This window comes from Flavobacterium terrisoli (assembly GCF_030167905.1).
In the GTDB taxonomy this organism is placed as follows: domain Bacteria; phylum Bacteroidota; class Bacteroidia; order Flavobacteriales; family Flavobacteriaceae; genus Flavobacterium; species Flavobacterium terrisoli.
The window spans coordinates 45,824-66,043 of the sequence record NZ_JARGNA010000004.1 but is presented as its reverse complement, the minus strand read 5'-3'; the positions used below and the strand labels follow the sequence as shown (position 1 = coordinate 66,043).

Here is a 20,220-nt window from a genome sequence, read left to right as displayed (position 1 = left end):
CGAAAGAGCGATTCTGAAAAAGAAAATGTATTTTTACAAAAGTAGCCACTCAAAATGGCACTGCCTTCAGTTAGCCCTCAAGTCATTTAAACAGAACCTGCCGTTTAACCAACCTAAACCGCTAAAATGACAACACTAACCAAGTACCGAATTGAATCGATTGATCTTTTAAAAGGATTAGTAATGGTAATTATGGCTTTAGACCATGTTAGGGATTACTTCCATCTGCCAGCCCATTTTTTTGATCCAACAGATCCTATACAATCTTCCTTTCCTATTTTCCTGACCCGTTTTGTCACTCATTTTTGTGCGCCTGCTTTTTGCTTTTTAGCCGGTACTTCTGCTTTTATGGTTGGGAAAAGAAAAAGCAAAAAAGACTTAACCAGTTTCCTGCTCAAACGAGGGCTTTGGTTGATTTTTATTGAAATGACCATCGTGAATTTTGGGTGGTATTTTGATTGGCAATTCAGAAGCCATGATTTGTTGGTGATTTGGTCCTTAGGAATCAGTATGATTGTCTTAGCCGGATTAATCCATCTGCCAATGAAAGTAATTTTAATATTTTGCTGTCTGCTTATTTTTGGGCATAATCTTTTGGATGCGGTTCATTTCTTTAATAATATCTTTTGGGCTATTTTACACGAACCTTTCTTTATGAATATAAACGGAGAACACAACTTCTTTGTAGGTTATCCGATTGTGCCATGGATTGCCGTTATGGGACTGGGTTATTACTTTGGCACTTTTTATGATGCTTCTTTTGGTGCTTCAAAACGCCGAAAATTATTTAATATCATTGGAATTACAGCCTTACTTCTTTTTGGAATTTTGCGTTATACCAACCTATATGGCGATGCCAATGAATTTCAGGATTACCCTTCGTTAAGTCAGGATTTAATGTCCTTCTTAAATCCATCTAAGTATCCGCCTTCCTTATTGTATTTACTGATGACATTGGGTGTAGCTTTGTTATTTTTGGCGAATGCCGAAAACCTGAAAGGCAGAGTAGTGAATTTCTTTGCTACGTTTGGCAGAGTGCCTTTCTTCTATTACATCCTGCACATTTATCTTATCCACTTGCTAGCCATGGTGTTTGCCCAAGTTTCAGGCTTTGGTTGGGACAAACTAATTTTACAAGGTTGGGTCACCGAAGTGCCCCAGATGAAAGAGTTCGGTTATCCGCTTTGGGTTACTTATGCAATATGGATATTGGTAATTGTTTTACTGTATCCGCTCTGTAAAAAATTTGACAACTATAAGCAAAACCACAAAGAAAAATGGTGGCTGAGTTATTTATAACAGAAGCTGTCTACTTTTTATTGGTTCTTTTCAGTAATAAAAAAACCGGATAAGAAAGCAAGGTTATAATACCGACAACCAGCAAACTTCTTCGGTCACTATAGGCAAACCCAAAAAACAAGGCAATTGAAAACAATATCATAATGATAGTTGTCCAGGGGTAACCCCAGGATTTATAAGGTCTTGGTAAGTTAGGCTCTTTGATTCTTAATCGAATTAAAGCACAATAAGTCAATCCCCAAACAATCACAGCCATAAAAGCACCGAGAGAAAACAATATTTCAAAGGAACCGATACAAATCAAAACAAAAGCAATGGAAGAAGAAATTAAAAGCGTAACAATTGGTGTTCCACCTTTGTTTACTGTTGTCCCTTTTTGGATAAAAAAACCATCGCGGCTCAATCCGAAAAGTATCCTTGCCGGAATCATCATATAGGCATTCAGAATGCCCAAGATGGAAAATACCGCAATGACCGTTACGATAACAGCACCACTATCGCCAAAAACCACTTTGGAAACATCTGAAGCCGCCAAAGTTGAATTGGCTATGGTTGAAACAGGCAATACATACAGAAAAGCCATATTCATCACCACATATATCAGGATTACCACTATGGCTCCGGTATACAATGATTTAGGAATATTTCTGTTTGGATCTTTATCTTCCTCAGCAAAAAAACAACCGGCATTCCAGCCTTCATAAGTACCCAAAACCATCTGAAGTGATTTGAAGAAAGCGATGAGCACACTCATTTCCAGGATGGAAGATTGACTTTCTATCGGGTTAAACTTCACACCCGAATACATAAAACAAGCGACGATAAAACCAACAAAAAACAAAACTTTAATTACACTGGTTATTTGTTGCATAATGCTACCGCTTTTTACACCAGTGGCGTGAAGCCATGTAAAAGATAATAAAAGCCCAATGGCCATAATCGTGGTTTGGTTTTTCAAATCGGGGAACAGCACAACTACAAATTCGCTAATGACAATGCAAAACAACGCCGGCGCTAAAGAGTTGTTGATATAATCATACCAACCGGTTAGAAAGCCTGCATAATTCCCAAAAGCTCTTTTGACATAATTATAAGAACCACCGGCTTTGGGTAACATTGTCGCCAATTCAGCATAAGTTCCGACTCCAATTAAGACATAAATACCGCCAACAAGCCAACAGGCAATGATGAGCCAATAACTATCCAGAATTCCGGCAATCGCTCCGGGCGTTCTGAGTATGCCTACTCCTATCGTACTTCCAACTAAAATGGCAATGCCGAAACTAACGCCGAGTGCTTTTTTAAGAGAATTGGTTTTTGAATTTGTCATAAAGTTTAGTTGGTTAGGGCTTTTTACCTGATAAAATATACTTTTTTAATCTTGCCATTCTCGATATGATACATGGCAACGGCTTCAGTAATTTCAGTTCCGAACTGAACCCTTTCTTTATCAATTACAGTATTTCCCTGAACAATTCTTCCCACTAATTCACAATGCAGATTAGGTGTTTCTTCAAATAATTTTGAATAGCTTTCTCTCATTTGTGCTTTGCCTTTCATTACCAATTTGTCGGGATAAGCGTAAATTTCAACATCATCTGCATAAGGCTCCAAAAAGGCATCGATGTTTCTCACATTATAAGCATTCAATTGGCGTTGTGCCAGAGCTTCAGGTGTTTCGGCTATTAAATCAACCGGGTTGAAAACTATTCCGTGGTTAATAACACGATTGATTTTGGCAATATTATCAAGGTTTTCTATAGGATTGTTATCCAATAAAATCAGATTTGCTTTTTTTCCGATACTAATGGTTCCGAATTCATTTTCTTTACTCAAGACTTTGGCACCATTAATCGTCGATGCCTGAATGATTTGCCAATTGGTCATGCCACTTTCTTGCATCGCTTTTAATTCGGCTAAATAAGAAGAAGCGTGTAAAGTCCCAATGTTTCCGGCATCGGTACCGGTTGCAATGATAACGCCGGCATCTGATAGTTTTTTGAGGTTTTGCAAGCAGATTTCATTCTCCTTAGCATCATTAGCCATAAAGGACTCCGAATTTACCCTTCGCTTATAATTATTGATGCGTAACGTATCGGGCAAATGCTTCAAATCGAGCAACGAACCCAATTGATACGGGTCAGACTTTAATAAATCGTGATTGGTAAATTGGTTTTTTTGGCCAAAAGTATTGACATACCCATTATGAACAATCAAGGTTGGACAAAGGATAGTCTTGTTTTTTTTGAGCAATTGCACAAAGTCATCTTTCAATAGTTCATCATCAACACTATGCACCAAAAAATCGCAACCACTTTCCACAGCCAATTGTGCTGTGATTCTTTCGGTGGCATGCACTGCCACTTTTAGCTTGTTTTTATGAGCTTCGGTAATTATTGCTTTGACGATAGGCAGGTTCTTTCTGGCACTGATTTCAACACTGTCTTTCTCCCAGGAAGTGATGTACCATATTTTGATAAAATCGGGCTGCAAAGGCAATTGGTTTTGCACCATTTTAATGCCATCTTCAACGGTTTTAACCAAATTAAAAGGTTCGTCTTCTTTTAAATTTTCATATACTGATGGTTCATAAGTCGTCGCCAATGGTCCGGTCATATAAATAGTTGGTGCATAATTTGCAGCAGCAAACTCTTTTCTTTGCTTTAAGAAACTGTAAGTTGCCCCGACATCTATTACAGTCGTAATGCCATTTTGCAGATACCTGCGCAACTTGTCTTCAAACGTTTGGTGTGCCAAGTCTATTTCCTTGTTATATGGCTTTTCATTTCTAAAATCAATCGCATCCGGGCGTGTATATAGGCCGCCATTTTGAAAGAAATGAACATGAGCATCAACCAATCCCGGAAACAAAAATTTACCTTTGGCATCAATTACAGTAGCGTTTACAGGAATTTTAATTTTACTGCTCGATTGAATACTTGAAATCAAATCCTTAGTGATAACCACCGTTTGATTGGGAATCAGCTTTTGCTTTTCTACATCGGCTAGAGTAACATTGGTAATGTAAGTTTGCCCAAAAAGTGAATTACTCAAAATGAGCAGTAAACATGAGATTTTCAATAGTTTTTTCATAATACTCAATAATTAATGTCGTTTTATAAATAGCTCAACCACCATTTTTCTTTGTGTGATTGTTTGTAGTTATCAAACTTTTTACACAATGGATAAAGCAAAGCGATGACTAAAAACCAAACAAGATAAACCGCAATCAGATTAAAGCCGTAGCCTTTTAAGGCTTCGACCCGGGTAATAAATGTTGGCAATACCAAAGCTTTCCATCCAAATCCTGTAAAATAGGCCGCAAAAGCCGCCATAATATGAATGAGGTAGATATGCAGGATATAGTAGAAAAAAGGAACTCTCCCGAAGATACAAAAGAAATTAACTACTTTTCCTTTTAATTTTTCGGCATTCGCCAAAAAGAGAAATGAGCCACCCAAAGTGACCAGCAAGTACAATAAAGACGGCGGATATTTGGAAACATTAAAAATTGACATTAAGGTTTGGGAAGTATAATCATAATTAGTCCATTTCACCGGATCACCATAGGCATTGAACGTAATAAGAAAAAAGAAAAGTGCAATACAGCCTAATCCTAAAGTATTCAATATTCGCTCTCGCTTTAATGCATCAACAGAACTATTGTAAAGCGAACCAAAGCAATATCCCAAAGACATTACCGCAATCCAGGGAATTAACGGATAGGCAAAATTTACATAATAGCCATCAGTCCATTCAAATTTTTGTCGATCATGCAACATTGCCCATAAATAACTGCCATCAAAATGAATGCTATCTAATAAATTGTGACCAAAAATAATCACGAGACTAAATACAAGAATTGCTTTTTTAGGCAAATGAATCAACCCGGCCAGTACTATCATACTAACGCCTAATTGCCAAATAGTTTGCAAACCGACATGCCTGAATTCGATATCGAATTTCCAGCCAAAATTGATAATGATGATTTCCACAAAAACCAACCAAAGTCCTCGTTTGAACAAGAAGCTTGACAATTCAGCAGGTGATTTTCTTTTACCAATCATAAACGCCGATGCTCCTGCTAAAAAGCTAAACGCCGGCGCACAAAAATGCGTTATAAATCGTGTAAAAAAGATGGGCCACGTCGTTTGCTCCGGATCGGTGGCATCAAAAATGAAAGCCGAATAATGAAAATAATCTCTCACGTGGTCGAGAGCCATAATGACCATTACCAAACCTTTTAAAAGGTCGATGGATTGTATTCTGGTTTTTGTAATCGCTTCTGTCATTCTGAATGGATTGTTTTATTTCAAATAAGTATTCAGCCAATTGACCCAGGTTTTATGGGTTTCCATTTGTGTTATCGGGTCAGTAGCGTTATGAGCCGGTACCGGCCATCCCATAAATTTGGCAACAGTTCCATTATCAATCAGTGAATGGTATAGTTTATACGATTGGGTAACAGGTACTCTTGGGTCACCGATATTGGCTAAAATAAGTGTTGGCGCTTTGATATTTTTGGCTTCAGTAATGGGCGATTGCGCTATGTATTTTTTCATATTATCACCAACATAAGGGGAACCGCCAAGTGCCTCACCACGAGCAATGTTATTATCGCTAAAGCTATATTGGTCTACCCAATCCGTTACAGCAGCACCCGCAACAGCAGCTTTCCAGCCACCATAATGTCCGGCCAACCAAACAGTCATAAAACCGCCATAAGACCAACCGCTTACTCCTATTCTCTCAGTATCTATCATTCCGGTTGCTTTGAGCTTTTCTAATCCAGCCATGACATCGCGTCCCGGACCGGCACCGGCGTCTTCTACAATAGCGGTTTTATATTCACCACCAAGATTATCGCTTCCTCTGTAATTGGGTTCAAAAACAAAATAACCTTCGTTGGCCAATACTTGCGGAAGTCTTGCAAACATTTCAACAGAGGCCGCATTCGGACCACCATGCACTATCAAAACCAACGGATATTTTTTGCCTTTTTCATAGTTGACCGGATAAGTAACAATACCACAGTGTTTCAAATTGTCATTTTCCCAACGGATGGTTTCGGTTTTGCCCAAAGTCATCTGTCGTATTTCAGCATTGTAATCTGTCAATTGCACCAATTTTGAAGTGCTTGAGGCCATAAAATACAATTCCACCGGTTTATTGGGTTCAGTACCGGTAAAGGCTATTGCGCCCGTTTTGCTGACGGTAGCATCCAACCAAAAAGCCCATGACGGAGAAACATTTCCTATATTGATTGCGGTCGTTTTACCGTCTAAACCCATGGTCCAGAGCGAAGTTTTGTTGTCGTTATGAGCGCCAACTAAAAGAGTTCTATTGTCGGGCATCCAAGCAGACAAATACAAGTCTCTGTTCAATTGTGAAGAAATAGCTTTGCCTTCACCACCAGTAGCATTGGTCAGCCATAGTTCATTGATACTGGTTATTTTACTGTCCTTTTTATACCAATACGAAATTTTGCTGCCATCCGGTGAAAAATTAGGATAAGATTCGAGTTTGGTTCTTGTGGTTAAAGGTTTGTAAGTGCCGTCGGCCACGTTAAGCAATTGGATACTTCTGTTCATTCCATCACCTGAGTAAGCGGTGGCTACTTTTACAAACAAAATGGTTTTGCCATCTGGCGACCAGGAAAACGGAGATGATGGTGCACTTGGCGGAATTACCAACGGTAAACTCCAATCGCCATCAGTCAATCTTTTATTTTCAGAGGTATTGGTATTGGCTAACCAAATATGAGAAGGCTGTGGTTGAGTGCTAACAAACATATCATTATTGGTTATTTCAAAACCGGTAAAGCCTTTTTCAATTTCGGCCTTATTTTTTGCCTCATTAAGAGAGGCATAAGCGATGTCAACTGAATTCGGACTCCAGGCAAAATGCTGTACGCCTCTTGGAGCTTTGGTGATTTGCCTTGCTTCACCACCAGACATTGAAAGCAAAAAGATTTGGTTAAGGGCATCCTTGCCTGAACCGGTTTTGGATATAAAAGCCAATTGTTCTCCATCGGGTGACCATCTTGGACTTGAAATACTAAACCTGTCTTGTGACGTAAGCGATCTTTTTTTACCCGAAACGATGTCTATCAATACCAATTCGGCATTGTATCTGTTCAGGGTATAATCAGGCCTAGAAACAACAATTACAACACTTTTACCATTGGGTGATAACTGTGGATCAGTAATATTGACAAACTTAGCATAATCTGTTATCTCAAATTTCTTTTGAGCAAAAATTGATAAAGAGTATACATTAAAAATTAGAATAAAAAAGAACGTAAATTTTTTGGTTTTCATATTGGTTTATCTATAGTTATGTTAAAGATACTATTAATCTTTGTTGTTCTATATCTTTATTTTCTAAATTGTTAACTAATGATGCCTACTTTTCATCTTACTTAAATTTTTAAAAAAAACCCGCAAGACGCTTGAAATCTTGCAGGTTTTTATCAACACTAATTAGTATTATTTCGAACTCAGATCTGCCCGGAAGAAAATTAATTCACTCCAACTTTGGTTCGTATATTCCGCAATATTGTCGATGTATAAATCAAAAGAACCTTTGCCGTGTACCTTTTCATAAGCTTCTTTAAAAGGCGGTCTGAAGCCTTCTGTTTTTTCTTTTAGGCCTTGTTTAAATCTTCGGGCTATTGCAAATTGAGCTTCACCCGAAGCATTAACCTCATAAACGGCCACACTAATACCTTCAGCTGCCCAAACTTTTCTCAAATTTTTTAACATAGTCAGTACTTTAGCACCACGTCCCGGTTTTGGGTAAATATGGGAAATTTGCACTTTGTCCGAATAATCACCTACGGCAACTGTGCTCAGCGAATCAATATAAACAGAATAGCCGCTTGTGCCTCTATCGGTTAAATAGATGGCTACCCCTTTATGCCAGTCGTTGTTGTGCTCCACATTGATATCACCACGTTGGTCTTCTGATTCCCAGGTTTTTGGTCCTTCAACAATATGGTAACCGCCGGCATCCGGTCCGGAAGCAATTTCAAAAACGCGCCATTTTACATCACCTTTATGGTATTTTTGGGCGTGAGCCGCCAAGGCTTTTTCAAATTCAAGCGTTTTATCAACTTTAGGAAACACACGATTAGTGGATATCACATTTTTGTTTTGTGCAATACCCATAAAAGGGATTAATAATAATAGAAGAAAGGAAATCTTCACTACGGAATAAAAGTTTTTTTTCATGATTATTGGTTTTAGAGTTAGACAGAATTTGTTTTAAATTCGAATCTAAATAACTGATAATCATGTAAAATAAAATGCGACTTAGGACGAAACGGTGTGAAAACTGTCCGAAACAGTAGATTTATTTATCGGAACAAAATCTAAGCTGCTTTTAATTTGAAATCAAAGATAATGGCGGTGCCGTTTTGGCTTTCTTCTCGCATGGTTCCGTTTAATTGGTTGGTGAGCAATGAAACCAATTGGCCTCCAAAGCCGGTTCCATGAGTGATACCCGATTTTCCGACACCATTATCGGTAACTTCCAACGTGAGTATATTGTTATCCTGTTTGTTGAGTTTGATAACAATTGTTCCCTTTTCTCCTTTTGGGAAAGCGTATTTAATGGTGTTGGTCAATAATTCATTGACAATTAATCCCAATGGAACCGCGGTATCAATGTCTAAATCGAGGTGGTCCATCGCCAATTGTAAATCGATGCGTTGTTCAGCGCCAAAACTTTCGAGTATGCTTTCGCTTAGGTTTAAAAAATAGTCTTTCATCTCTACCGCGCCGAGATTGGTTCCCTGATAGAGTTTTTGATGAACGATGCCAATGGAATTCACTCGGTTCTGACTTTCAGCCATAGTATCCTTAGTATTCTGATCTTCAATTTGTGCCGATTGCAAAGCCAATAGACTCGAAACCACTTCGAGGTTGTTTTTCACCCGATGGTGTATTTCTTTCAGCAATAATTCGTTTTCGGCGTTGCGTTTGTCAAGCAAACCGTTTTTATCTTCGAGTTCATGGTTAACGGCGGCCAATTTCAAATTGCTTTTTTGTTTGAGTCTGACATTGCGGTAAATCAGTAACAATGATATGGCACATAAACCCAAGGCAACGATAAAGAAAATTTGCTGGTTGCTCTTTTGTATGAGTTCTTTTTCTTTGTTTAACACATTGACTTTGAGTTCGCTTTCGCGTAAGCTACGGTCGTTCAGTTCTTTTTGGGAAGCCAACGACTCGGTGTAAAACTGTTTTTTGAATTTTAGTGCATTTTTTAAATCGCCTTTGGCTTCATAAATATCGGCAATATAATCTAAGATATTGATCGCTTTGTAATGTTTACCATTCTTGAGATACATGTTACGGGCTTTGGTATAGTTGGCAATGGCCAGATCGTAATTTTTGCTATTGTACTCGATGTCGGCCAATAGCTCAAGGCAAGACTCATAGTAATCATTAAAAGAGTAGGCTTTTATGAGTTCGAGGGTTTTGATGATATTGCGCCTTGCGTCATCATACTTTTTTTCTCTTACTTGAAGGTATCCTAAATTGTTGTAATACCAAATATGGCTCGCTGGTTTTTTGAAATCCTTCAGTATTGCTTTTACTTCGTCAAGATAATAAAGCGCAGAAGCGTTATCATTTTTAAGGGCATAATGATACTGTAACATGGCATTGATCATATAATATTCAACAGGATATTTTTGGCGATTCTTTTTATAAAAGATCAGGCTTTGCTTTAAATACTTGTGTGACAATTTTTTTTCAGTGTCCAAACCATAATTGCCATAATACAGACCTTTATCGAGTAGTGCCCTGGCTTGTATATGGGGCGCGTCAGTTTTTTGAATTAGCGCCAACGCCTTTTCAAACAAATCCAAGGAGCCTTTTGAATCTCCTTTTTCGAGTTTGACATTGGCCCAAACCACCAAATAGTCGTATTGTAAAATCCGGTTATCGGTAATTTCGGTATCTAGTGCTTCATAGTCGGGCCATTGCGCTTTGCATATGGAATCCCTTTCTGCATTCGGAATTTGTTTGTTCCTATGCAATTCAAATTTCAATCGCAACCATTTATTGCGATGTGTAGGCTCTTTTGGATTTAAAACACCAATGGCTTTTTTAACATAAAAGTCAGTACTGTCAGTATTGTATTGTGGCATATCGGTAAACCAACTTGCTTTTTCTTTATACTTATCACTTAAGACTAAGGCTTCTTTTACAGATGATTTTTGCTTTGCTTGTGAAAACAGCAATGGAGAAATAATTAGAAATAGAAATAAAATCGATTGCTTCATCACTTAAATTTTTTGAATGTGAAGCAGTAATTGTTTTTTTAAATCGGCACTCAATGGAATCGCCTTTCGGGCGATGACCACATGGCTGTTGGCAATTTCATCGATGTGGAATAAATTGACCATAAACGAACGATGTATCCGCATCAAATGATTAACCGTGAGTTTTTCTTCCAAATCTTTTAAAGTGGAAACCAGCAAATGTTCTTTGTCTTTGCAATGGATTTTACAATAATTGCGTTCGGCTTCGATGTAAAGAATGTCACTGATGTTGATTTTTACCATTTTATCATGACTGCGCACAAAAATGGCATCGCTCAATACAAAAGTATCATCCGGAATTACATCAGTAGTTTTAGTATTTTTCTCTTCGGCAACACGAATTAAAGTTAATTCAATGGCGCGTTGCAAATCGATTTTTTTAAACGGCTTGGAGATAAACGCATAAGGATTGGTCGATTTGGCTCTGTTAAAATGAGCTTCATCAGAATTCGCCGTCAAGTAAATGATTGGGATTTTATACTCAGCCCGAATCAAGCTGGCCAATTCTATGCCATCCATTTCTCCTTTTAGGTTGATGTCCATCAAAAGAATATCGGGAACTTGTTGTTTGATATGTGGCAATACTTCTTCGGCTCTGGGAATGATGCCGTTTACCTGGTATCCCAAATTATTGAGTTGCATTGCAATATTTGCAGCAATAATCATTTCATCCTCGACTATCAAAACAGATTGCGTAGTGCTCATCAACTATACTTTTTAAGTTGGTTACTAAATTAGTTCTGTAGGTTAAAACTATTACAGTATTTGAGGCGGCAATCTTAAACCAAAAATGGAATATTTTTATAAATATAACAAAATAATTGAATAGTAAGAAAGTCAGTATTAATAAAAACCAAATTCTCTGACACCATGCTGATTAGCAAAAAGAAATCCGCTGAAATGTTCCCAAAATAGAATTCCTTACCTTTGCCGCAAATAAATCCAACAATGAGTACTTTCGAGCAATTCAATCTTCCAAAATCATTACAAAAAGCTGTCGACGAATTAGGTTTGACCACGCCAACGCCTATTCAGGAAAAATCCTTTTCTGTGATTATGTCGGGTCGCGATATGATGGGAATTGCCCAAACCGGTACCGGAAAAACATTCGCCTATCTTTTACCGATTTTAAAACAATGGAAGTTCGTTGCCACTGATACACCGCGAGTTGTTATATTAGTGCCAACGCGTGAATTGGTAGTCCAAATTGCGGCCGAAGTAGAAAAGCTGACCCAATTCATGTCGGTGCGAACTTTAGGTGTTTACGGTGGTGTCAATATCAATACGCAAAAGAAAGCGGTTTATCAGGGAATAGACGTTCTGGTTGGAACACCGGGAAGAATCATGGATTTGGCTTTAGACAACGTTATTCGTTTTGACAGTTTGCAAAAACTTGTCATCGATGAATTTGACGAAATCCTGAATTTAGGTTTCCGCACGCAAGTGACTTCAATTTTGGCCATGATAAAAACCAAGCGCCAGAACATTTTGTTCTCAGCGACGATGACCGATGAGGTTGATGGCATGCTGGAAGAATATTTTGAATTTCCAGAAGAAGTTTCCTTGGCACCAAGCGGTACACCATTGGAACAAATAGAACAATTGGGTTACAAAGTGCCCAACTTTTTGACGAAAGTCAATTTAATCATTGAATTGCTAAAAGACGAAGCTTACGAACGCGTTTTGCTTTTTGTCAATAATAAAAAAACAGCCGATTTACTGGCTGATAAATTAGAAGAAGTGTATCCGGAGCAATTCGGGACAATTCACTCGAATAAATCGCAGAACTATCGTCTGCAAACGATGGCAACTTTCCAGGCCGGAGAAATTCGCGGTATAGTAACGACTGATGTTATGGCGAGAGGTTTGGACATTTCAGACATTACACACGTAATCAATGTTGAGTTTCCCGAAATTCAGGAACAATACATTCACCGTATCGGTAGAACCGGTCGTGCCGATAAATCGGGTATCGCGATTAGTTTGATTAGCCCGAGAGAAGAAGAAATCATGATTGAGGCAGAAATGCTGATGGAAAAAGAACTTACGTTTTTGCCAATGCCTTCAGAAGTCGTAATTGCGGAACGTTTACTTGAGTTTGAAAAAGACAAGAAGAAAATGAAAGTCATCCTAAAGACTAACAAGTTGGAAGGCGGTGCTTCATTTCACGAAAAGGCGAAGAAAAACACCAAAGTCAATCTTGGCGGACCATCAAAAACAAAAAAGAAAACCGGCACATCGGTGAATAGAAATATCCTGAAAAACAGAGCGGCGAAGAGAAAGAAGAAATAATTCTACTCAAACACTAAACAAACCGGCGAACACAATTCGATTCTTTTCCCTGAATCTGTCAGTTCTCCTGTGGTTTTATCAATTTTAAAAATCACGACATCATTGGTGTATTGATGCGCTACCAAAAGGAAATTGCCTGTTGGATCTATACTGAAATTACGTGGACCTTTTCCCAATGTACTTGCTATTTGTCTCAGTTTTAGCTTTCCATTCTTTTTGATTTCAAAACAACTAATCGTATTCGCATCCCCACGATTGGTCGCATACAAAAACTTTCCATCAGGTGAAATGTGAATATCGGCCGCACTGGTTTTTCCTTTAAAATCTTTAGCCACAATGGTAGTTTCCTGTATAAATTGCAACTCGCCTTCTCGGTATTTAAAAGCCAATAAAGTGCCATCCAATTCATTGATCAAGTAAACAAATTTTCCGTTCGGACTAAAAGTAAAATGTCTCGGACCTGCAGCGTGTTTCACCCTGGCTAAAAAACTAAACTCCAAAACCGCACTTTTAGCTTCCGGATTGTAACGATAAACATAAAGGTAATCTTTTCCCAAATCACTGGCAATAAGGTATTTTCTATCAGGTGAAAGTTGTAACATGTGCATGTGTGAAGGCTCGGGCTCGTTTTCATTTAACGATTGCACTTGGTGTTTCATGATTTGTTTGTACTTACCAATAGTTCCATCATTATTCTTCCCAAAAACCGTTATGTTTCCGCCACTATAGTTGGCTACAATAACATTTTGGTCATCATTAATAATATGGCAAGGATCATTTCCCTCTGACTTTTGGGAATTTAAAAACGTGAATTGGTTTTGATTCGAATTAAAATGAAAAGCACTTACCTTGCTGCTATCGCCATCTTCATTGGTTGCATAAATAAACTTCTTGTCATTGGAAAGCGTTAGAAAACTCGGATTCACAACGTTTTCTGTTGCCGCTTTCATCTTCGTTTCTCCCGTTGCCGTGTCAAATTCGTAGAGGTAAACTCCTTTACTGTCGCAGGTTTTGGTATACGTTCCGATAAACAGATTGACTTTAGTATCCTGCGCTTGGCTTGAAACACTGAAAAATATTGTGGCTAACAGAAGGAAATATTTTGTCATGATAAGAATATTATTGAAAGACAAAAATAACGGAATACCGACAGTTTCCATTTTTTTATCATTTAAAATTCTTAAAACGGCTTCACGAAATGATAAAAAGTACTATTTTTGACAAACAATAATTGAAATGCAGTTCAAACACCCGGAAATTCTATATTTTCTTTTCTTATTGGTGATTCCAATTTTGGTGCATTTATTTCAATTGCGACGTTTTAAGAAAGAATACTTCACCAACGTACAATTCCTAAAAGAACTTTCCATCCAAACCCGTAAAAGTTCGACCATCAAAAAATGGTTGTTATTGCTTACGCGATTATTGCTTCTCGCCTGTTTGATTTTGGCTTTTGCCCAACCGTTTTTTACGGCCAAGGAAAGCCTGAAAGCGACTAACGAAATGTATGTCATACTGGACAATTCCTATAGCATGCAGGCCAAAGGCAAAAAAGGAGAATTGCTCAAGCGTGCGGTACAAGACTTACTCGAACATACGCCGGAAACCAAGAATTTTTCACTGATTACCAATTCCGAAACCTATTGGAACACTGATATCAAATCAATTCAAAAGGATTTACAGGATCTAAAATACAGCGCTACGCCTTTTCGTTTGGACAATCTGATTGCCAAAGTCAATGCCAGAAAATCGGCCTTCAACAAAGATATTATCGTGATTACTGATGCCGTTGGCTTGGAAACCAATCAGGCGAAAAGCTTTAAGAAAGAAGACAATGTGTATTTCATCATTACTGAAGCGGAACAAAAGAATAATGTGTCTATCGACAGCGTTTACATTCAGCAAACGATGGATAGTTTCTATGAAATCGGCGTGAAATTATCTGCCAATGGCGAAGAAATTACCTCGATTCCGATTGCGTTGTACAACCAAAACAAGTTGACTGCAAAGACTTTAATCGATTTCAAAAACACTTCCGAAACCATAAAGTTTACGATTCCAAAAGAAGATTTTCACGGCTATGTTTCGATTACGGATAAAGGTTTGGCTTATGACAACACTTATTATTTCAGTATTTCCAAACCAAGCAAAACCAACGTAATCAGCATTGGCGACAAAGACAAGAGCAATTTCCTGTCGAGAATTTATACCAATGACGAGTTCAATTACAATAACTTTCCGATAGCCAATCTGGATTATAACTTATTGGAAAAACAGGATGCCATTATCATCAATGAATTGACAGATGTTCCGCAGGCGTTGCAAACCACTTTAAAAGCCTTCGTTAACAAAGGCGGAAACGTAGTGGTCATTCCGGCGCAGCAAAGCAATGCGGCCGCTTTAAATGCATTTTTAGCCAACTTTGGCGCTATCCGATTGGAAGCAATGACAACCGGCGACAAAAAAGTGACCAAAATCAATTTCAATCATCCGCTCTTTAGCAATGTGTTTGAAAAGAAAATTGATAACTTCCAATATCCGTCTACCAAAACCGCTTTTGGAATCGGCAGTACAACGCCTTCCATTTTGGCTTATGAAGACCAAAGCGCTTTCCTGACTTCGGTTTCAAATCCTTTGTCATCAGTGTATGTTTTTGCGGCGCCAATCAACAAAACCAACAGTAATTTCCAGAATTCACCGCTAATTGTACCAACGTTTTACAATATGGCACAAAGCAGCCAAAAAACTGGCGTGAATGCGATTACCATTGGCGAAGATCAACCGTTTGTGGTGGATGCCTTATTGTCTAAAGACGAAATCTTAACTGTAAAAAACACCACCGAAAGCTTTATTCCGGTGCAGCAATTGCTGAATACCAAAGTCAAAATAACTTTTGGTGACAACCCGACCGAAGCCGGAAATTTTGGTATCTTTAACGGAACGAATTTGGCACAAAACATCAGTTTTAATTACTCACGAACGGAAAGCAACCTGAGTTTAATCAATACCGATATTGCTGCTAATTACAAGGAAATTGACGATATAGAAACGGTTTTTAATACGATACAAACCGACCGAACCGATACACAAATCTGGAAATGGTTTGTGATGCTTACACTACTCTTTTTAGCATTAGAATTACTCATTCAAAAATTTGTAAAATGAACCTAATCATCCGAAAAGCCAAAATTGTTGACCCACAAAGTCCGTTTCACAACAAGACTGTTGATGTGAAAATTACGAAAGGCATTATCGAAGAAATTGGTACTTCCATCCTCAACATAGACAAGCATAAGGAATTCCAGCACGAAGGTTTGCACCTTTCCCAAGGCTGGTTTGACACCAGTGTTTCCCTTGGCGAACCGGGATTTGAAGACAGAGAGACCATTGCCAACGGATTGGATGTGGCGGCTAAAAGCGGCTTTACCGGAATTGCATTGCAACCTAATTCGAGTCCTGTCATCGACAACCAGTCACAGGTTCATTTTGTAAAACAAAAAGCCGCCAACTCGGTAACCGAATTATTTCCTATCGGTGCGTTGACCAAAGGAAGCGAAGGCCATGATTTGGCCGAACTCTATGATATGAAAAACGCCGGAGCTGTGGCTTTCGGGGATTATGGTAAAAGTTTAGCGAATGCCAATCTGCTCAAAATAGGATTGCAATATGTTCAGGATTTTGACGGTTTGGTGATTGCATTTGCTCAGGATGACAACATCAAAGGCCATGGTGTGGCCAATGAAGGCATCGTTTCCACGAGATTAGGTTTAAAGGGAATACCCAACTTAGCCGAAGAGCTAACTGTTGCCAGAAACTTATTCTTACTCGAATATACCGGTGGAAAATTGCACATACCAACGATTTCTACAACCAAATCGGTAGCGTTAATCAAAGAAGCCAAAGCCAAAGGTTTGAAAGTGACTTGTAGCGTTGCCGTACATCATTTGGTCCTGACAGACGAAAAACTGGATGGTTTTGACACCAGATACAAAGTATCGCCACCATTGCGAACCGAAGCCGACAGACAAGCTTTAATTGCTGGCGTTTTAGACAACACCATCGACTGTATTACTTCTGACCACAATCCAATGGATATCGAACACAAAAAGATGGAATTTGATTTGGCCAAAAACGGAACCATCGGTTTGGAAAGTGCATTTGGTGCTTTGCTAACGGTATTACCTTTAGAAAAAACAGTAGAGAAATTAACTTCAGGTAAAACTATTTTAAATATTGAAAAACAAACCGTTAAAATAAAAAATAAAGCCAGTTTCAGCTTATTTCAAATTGATACCGACTGGACATTTACAAAAGAAAACATATTGTCAAAATCAAAGAACTCTGCCTTACTTGGACAAGCCATGAAAGGAAAGGTAATTGGAATATACCATCAGGGAAAACTAGTTTTAGCCTAAAATATTATCATTATGGAAAATCTTGAAAAAGCAAAAAACACTGCAATTATTGCCTACTTAACCATCATTGGAAGCGTGATTGCCATTTTTATGAATCAGGAAGAAAACAAATCCGAATTGGCTTCTTTCCATATCAGACAAGCTTTAGGATTGTTTATTTCTTTCTTTTTGTTGGGTTATTTTGTAGGCTATGCCAATAGTTGGACAGCAACCTCTGCCTTTTACCTTTTCTATTTTATCTTATGGATTTATGGTTTTTCGGGTGCTTTGCAAGGGCAAAAAAGAGAATTGCCTATTGTTGGTGGCTTTTTCCAAAACCTGTTTAAGAATTTATAATGAATTTGTCCCTTCATCATTTAGTCAGAGAACCAAAAGACAAAAAAGACAAGAACCCTTTACTCCTATTGCTTCACGGTTATGGCAGTAACGAGGAAGATTTGTTTTCGTTTGCCAGTGAATTACCCGATGAGTATTATGTAATTTCAGCCCGCGCACCATTTGATATGATGTATGGCAGTTATGCCTGGTATGCGATTAATTTTGATGCGGATGAGAATAAGTTTTCCGACATTGGCCAAGCCCGAGCTTCAAGAGATATTATCGCTAATTTCATTGATGAATTGATTGCCGAATACCCGATTGATGCTAATAATGTAACCCTGATTGGTTTTAGCCAAGGGTGTATTTTGAGCTATGCAGTTGCCGTTTCATATCCTGAGAAAGTACAGCGTGTTGTGGCAATGAGTGGTTATTTCAACCCTGAAATTGCGGTAGATGATTACGCCCAAAATGATTTAAGTAAGCTAAGAATATTTGCCTCACACGGAACGGTTGACCAGGTCATTCCGGTAGAATGGGCTCGACGATCAATTCCGGTGCTTCAGGTTTTAGGCATTGATATTGTTTTTAAAGAATACATGGTTGGTCACGGCGTTGCACCACAAAACTTTTTTGATTTCAAACATTGGTTATCACAATAAAAAAAAGTCCCAATTCTTGGGACTTTTTTGTTATTCTTCGGTATCGGTTCCAGTGACCTTCTTTCCCATTTCGCCATCTCCGGCAAATTTGATATCAGCACCTTTTTTCAAAACATAACCTTTCCAGGGTACGAGTTGCCAATCTTCAAAAACCCATGGCTTTCCTTCGGCTAGACGCGTCAACACAACAGAATTGGCTTCATTCGGCAGAAAAACTTCTGCTTTACTTTGATCTTCACTAAAAATCACAAAAGCACTTAACGTTTCGTCTTCATTTTCGGGATTATCTGATGGGTTCAATTGCATTCCGGTATAACCTTTAACACATTCTTTATTCATTCTGGACCAAATATAGCCCGCGGTTGCCAGGCAGCCGTGTTCGTCTTTATCATTGACAACGCTGGAGTCTTTGGCGGCTAAAGGAAGATTTTCATCTTCGGATTCACCATCATTTTGGTCGGTTAACTTACACGAAAACAGAACGATTGAGGCGATAAGTAGTAGAGAGATTTTTTTCATGCCTAATTGCTAATTTAATTGTTCAGGGTATAGATAGGAATTCATTATTTCAAATGAAACAGTTTGGTCATCATTGATAAAATATTTCAACATAACCTCACCCCAAAGTGTTCCGTTGCTGTAGTTGGCAATAATCCAACGATGATTCAACAATTTTACTTTGTTGATGATAAATTTTTGTTCTCCCATAGTAACCTGGTCTGTATATTTATTTCCAGTCGGATCATCATTATATGCCAAAAGTGCCTGAGTTACTTTATCTGAAAAAAGTTTAATATCGTTTTGATTTAGATAATTCTGCGCCCTGTCATTGGTTTCCAGAGAAAAATAATTGGCATCATACAATTGATCTGTTAACTTGGTAATGCTGTCATTTAATTTTTTATTGTCCTGAACCGTTTCTGGTTTTTTCTCACCTGCTTCTTTTGAAGTAAAATATTTATAGGTAAAAACATTAATCAAAACCGCAATGATAAAAAGGTATAAAAACAAAGACTTCTTCATAGTATTAAATTGTAATTTTTAAATTGTCATAGGCCAAAAATACATTTGGAGGCAAACGTTTCTGGACTTCTTCATGAAAACCCAAAAGATGGCTGATGTGTGTCAGATAAGCTTTTTCAGGTTGTACCAAATGTATAAAATCTAACGCATCCTGCAAATTAAAATGTGAGTGGTGTTCTTCTTCCCGCAAGGCATTCACGACCAATACTTTTACATTTTTCATTTTTCCAATTTCCACATCATCAATTGATTTTACATCGGTTAAATATACAAAATCCTGTATTCTGTATCCAAAAACCTGAAGATTTCCGTGGTTGACATTGATTGGGGTAATTTTGGCGTTTCCAATTTCAAAATCAACATCATTTTTTACTTCAAAAGTCTGAACACCTGGCGCACCGGGATATTTGTTTTCGGTTTCAAAAATATAGTCGAAACGCTTTTTTAGATTGTCCAAAACCCGATGATGGGCATAAATCGGAACATCACCTTTTTGCCTGAAAAAGAACGGACGAATATCATCCAAACCGGCAGTATGATCAGCATGTTCGTGGGTAAATAAGATAGCATCAAGCCTTTCACAGCCAGAAGTTAGCATTTGTTGCCTGAAATCGGGACCGCAGTCAATAACCAGTGAAGTTTCCCGGCTGATTACCCAAACTGAAACCCGCAGACGTTTGTCTTTTAAGTCCTCACTATGGCATACAGGATGATGGCTTCCAATAACCGGAATACCCTGTGAAGTTCCTGTACCGAGAAAATAAACTTGCATAATTGCATGGTTTTTGATGAAATACTTGTAAAGTTTGACTTTTACTGTAATTAAATACAAATTTAGACTTAATTATCTTTTTATAAAATAGCTATTTTACTAACTTTG

At 38.1% G+C, this 20,220-nt stretch carries 17 protein-coding genes; 6 read left to right on the top strand and 11 right to left on the bottom strand.

The features are described 5' to 3' along the window. Positions 1-126: 126 nt before the first annotated feature. Entirely contained in the window at positions 127-1,299 is a 1,173-nt protein-coding gene (locus tag P1K33_RS06105; RefSeq protein WP_284652024.1) for an acetyltransferase domain-containing protein, read from the top strand. Between the two features lie 10 nt (positions 1,300-1,309). On the opposite strand, the gene P1K33_RS06100 is transcribed toward P1K33_RS06105, so the two are convergent. The 7 genes from P1K33_RS06100 to P1K33_RS06070 all read right to left on the bottom strand — a co-directional run bounded on the left by P1K33_RS06100 (position 1,310) and on the right by P1K33_RS06070 (position 11,335). Continuing rightward, on the bottom strand, positions 1,310-2,629 hold the full coding sequence (locus tag P1K33_RS06100) for an APC family permease (RefSeq protein WP_284652023.1): 1,320 nt from the start codon (positions 2,627-2,629) through the stop codon (positions 1,310-1,312). 23 nt (positions 2,630-2,652) lie between these two features. After that, positions 2,653-4,392 carry an amidohydrolase family protein gene (locus tag P1K33_RS06095; RefSeq protein ID WP_284652022.1) on the bottom strand — a complete coding sequence of 580 codons (1,740 nt, stop codon included), beginning with the start codon at positions 4,390-4,392 and terminating at the stop codon, positions 2,653-2,655. A 23-nt stretch (positions 4,393-4,415) separates the two neighbouring features. Further along, positions 4,416-5,591 carry an acetyltransferase domain-containing protein gene (locus tag P1K33_RS06090; protein ID WP_284652021.1) on the bottom strand — a complete coding sequence of 392 codons (1,176 nt, stop codon included), beginning with the start codon at positions 5,589-5,591 and terminating at the stop codon, positions 4,416-4,418. 15 nt (positions 5,592-5,606) lie between these two features. Beyond that, positions 5,607-7,619 carry a S9 family peptidase gene (locus P1K33_RS06085; RefSeq protein ID WP_284652019.1) on the bottom strand — a complete coding sequence of 671 codons (2,013 nt, stop codon included), beginning with the start codon at positions 7,617-7,619 and terminating at the stop codon, positions 5,607-5,609. 168 nt (positions 7,620-7,787) lie between these two features. Further along, entirely contained in the window at positions 7,788-8,531 is a 744-nt protein-coding gene (locus P1K33_RS06080) for a hypothetical protein (RefSeq protein ID WP_284652018.1), read from the bottom strand. 140 nt (positions 8,532-8,671) lie between these two features. Then, on the bottom strand, positions 8,672-10,591 hold the full coding sequence (locus P1K33_RS06075) for a histidine kinase dimerization/phosphoacceptor domain -containing protein (protein WP_284652017.1): 1,920 nt from the start codon (positions 10,589-10,591) through the stop codon (positions 8,672-8,674). Between the two features lie 3 nt (positions 10,592-10,594). After that, positions 10,595-11,335, bottom strand: a complete 741-nt coding sequence (locus P1K33_RS06070) for a LytR/AlgR family response regulator transcription factor (protein WP_284652016.1) — start codon at positions 11,333-11,335, stop codon at positions 10,595-10,597. Between the two features lie 243 nt (positions 11,336-11,578). On the opposite strand from P1K33_RS06070, the gene P1K33_RS06065 reads away from it, so the two are divergent. Further along, complete coding sequence (locus P1K33_RS06065; RefSeq protein WP_284652014.1) at positions 11,579-12,922, top strand: DEAD/DEAH box helicase; 1,344 nt, start codon at positions 11,579-11,581, stop codon at positions 12,920-12,922. 2 nt (positions 12,923-12,924) lie between these two features. Here P1K33_RS06065 and P1K33_RS06060 read toward each other — a convergent pair whose 3' ends face one another. Beyond that, the gene (locus tag P1K33_RS06060; RefSeq protein ID WP_284652013.1) at positions 12,925-14,082 is read right to left on the bottom strand and encodes a lactonase family protein; all 1,158 of its coding nucleotides are present in this window, start codon (positions 14,080-14,082) and stop codon (positions 12,925-12,927) included. 76 nt (positions 14,083-14,158) lie between these two features. Between P1K33_RS06060 and P1K33_RS06055 the strand changes: the two genes are divergently transcribed. The 4 genes from P1K33_RS06055 to P1K33_RS06040 are packed head-to-tail and all read left to right on the top strand — an operon-like array spanning position 14,159 to position 18,317. Next, on the top strand, positions 14,159-16,087 hold the full coding sequence (locus tag P1K33_RS06055; RefSeq protein WP_284652012.1) for a BatA domain-containing protein: 1,929 nt from the start codon (positions 14,159-14,161) through the stop codon (positions 16,085-16,087). After that, positions 16,084-17,337 (top strand): dihydroorotase, encoded by a 1,254-nt coding sequence (locus P1K33_RS06050; protein WP_284652011.1) that lies wholly within the window; start codon positions 16,084-16,086, stop codon positions 17,335-17,337. The genes P1K33_RS06055 and P1K33_RS06050 overlap by 4 nt, the downstream gene beginning before the upstream one ends. Positions 17,338-17,349: 12 nt before the next feature. Beyond that, positions 17,350-17,673, top strand: a complete 324-nt coding sequence (locus tag P1K33_RS06045) for a DUF4870 domain-containing protein (RefSeq protein ID WP_284652010.1) — start codon at positions 17,350-17,352, stop codon at positions 17,671-17,673. Then, positions 17,673-18,317: an alpha/beta hydrolase gene (locus tag P1K33_RS06040; RefSeq protein WP_284652009.1), complete on the top strand. Its 645-nt coding sequence runs from the start codon at positions 17,673-17,675 to the stop codon at positions 18,315-18,317. The genes P1K33_RS06045 and P1K33_RS06040 overlap by 1 nt, the downstream gene beginning before the upstream one ends. 30 nt (positions 18,318-18,347) lie before the next feature. Here the strand turns inward: P1K33_RS06040 and P1K33_RS06035 are convergent, their stop codons facing one another. From P1K33_RS06035 to P1K33_RS06025, 3 genes are read right to left on the bottom strand one after another with little or no spacing between them, the layout of a single operon-like run. After that, the gene (locus tag P1K33_RS06035) at positions 18,348-18,836 is read right to left on the bottom strand and encodes a hypothetical protein (protein WP_284652008.1); all 489 of its coding nucleotides are present in this window, start codon (positions 18,834-18,836) and stop codon (positions 18,348-18,350) included. A gap of 9 nt (positions 18,837-18,845) precedes the next feature. Next, positions 18,846-19,340, bottom strand: a complete 495-nt coding sequence (locus P1K33_RS06030; RefSeq protein WP_284652007.1) for a hypothetical protein — start codon at positions 19,338-19,340, stop codon at positions 18,846-18,848. A gap of 4 nt (positions 19,341-19,344) precedes the next feature. Then, positions 19,345-20,112: an MBL fold metallo-hydrolase gene (locus P1K33_RS06025; protein WP_284652005.1), complete on the bottom strand. Its 768-nt coding sequence runs from the start codon at positions 20,110-20,112 to the stop codon at positions 19,345-19,347. Positions 20,113-20,220 lie beyond the last annotated feature (108 nt).

Bases quoted from the DNA above. Each gene is read 5' to 3' on its own strand.
- P1K33_RS06040 (WP_284652009.1), top strand. From the start codon at position 17,673: ATGAATTTGTCCCTTCATCATTTAGTCAGAGAACCAAAAGACAAAAAA.
- P1K33_RS06025 (WP_284652005.1), bottom strand. From the start codon at position 20,112: ATGCAAGTTTATTTTCTCGGTACAGGAACTTCACAGGGTATTCCGGTT.
- P1K33_RS06085 (WP_284652019.1), bottom strand. From the start codon at position 7,619: ATGAAAACCAAAAAATTTACGTTCTTTTTTATTCTAATTTTTAATGTA.
- P1K33_RS06095 (WP_284652022.1), bottom strand. From the start codon at position 4,392: ATGAAAAAACTATTGAAAATCTCATGTTTACTGCTCATTTTGAGTAAT.
- P1K33_RS06050 (WP_284652011.1), top strand. From the start codon at position 16,084: ATGAACCTAATCATCCGAAAAGCCAAAATTGTTGACCCACAAAGTCCG.
- P1K33_RS06045 (WP_284652010.1), top strand. From the start codon at position 17,350: ATGGAAAATCTTGAAAAAGCAAAAAACACTGCAATTATTGCCTACTTA.
- P1K33_RS06065 (WP_284652014.1), top strand. From the start codon at position 11,579: ATGAGTACTTTCGAGCAATTCAATCTTCCAAAATCATTACAAAAAGCT.
- P1K33_RS06090 (WP_284652021.1), bottom strand. From the start codon at position 5,591: ATGACAGAAGCGATTACAAAAACCAGAATACAATCCATCGACCTTTTA.
- P1K33_RS06060 (WP_284652013.1), bottom strand. From the start codon at position 14,082: ATGGAAACTGTCGGTATTCCGTTATTTTTGTCTTTCAATAATATTCTT.
- P1K33_RS06080 (WP_284652018.1), bottom strand. From the start codon at position 8,531: ATGAAAAAAAACTTTTATTCCGTAGTGAAGATTTCCTTTCTTCTATTA.
- P1K33_RS06100 (WP_284652023.1), bottom strand. From the start codon at position 2,629: ATGACAAATTCAAAAACCAATTCTCTTAAAAAAGCACTCGGCGTTAGT.
- P1K33_RS06070 (WP_284652016.1), bottom strand. From the start codon at position 11,335: ATGAGCACTACGCAATCTGTTTTGATAGTCGAGGATGAAATGATTATT.
- P1K33_RS06030 (WP_284652007.1), bottom strand. From the start codon at position 19,340: ATGAAGAAGTCTTTGTTTTTATACCTTTTTATCATTGCGGTTTTGATT.
- P1K33_RS06105 (WP_284652024.1), top strand. From the start codon at position 127: ATGACAACACTAACCAAGTACCGAATTGAATCGATTGATCTTTTAAAA.
- P1K33_RS06075 (WP_284652017.1), bottom strand. From the start codon at position 10,591: ATGAAGCAATCGATTTTATTTCTATTTCTAATTATTTCTCCATTGCTG.
- P1K33_RS06035 (WP_284652008.1), bottom strand. From the start codon at position 18,836: ATGAAAAAAATCTCTCTACTACTTATCGCCTCAATCGTTCTGTTTTCG.
- P1K33_RS06055 (WP_284652012.1), top strand. From the start codon at position 14,159: ATGCAGTTCAAACACCCGGAAATTCTATATTTTCTTTTCTTATTGGTG.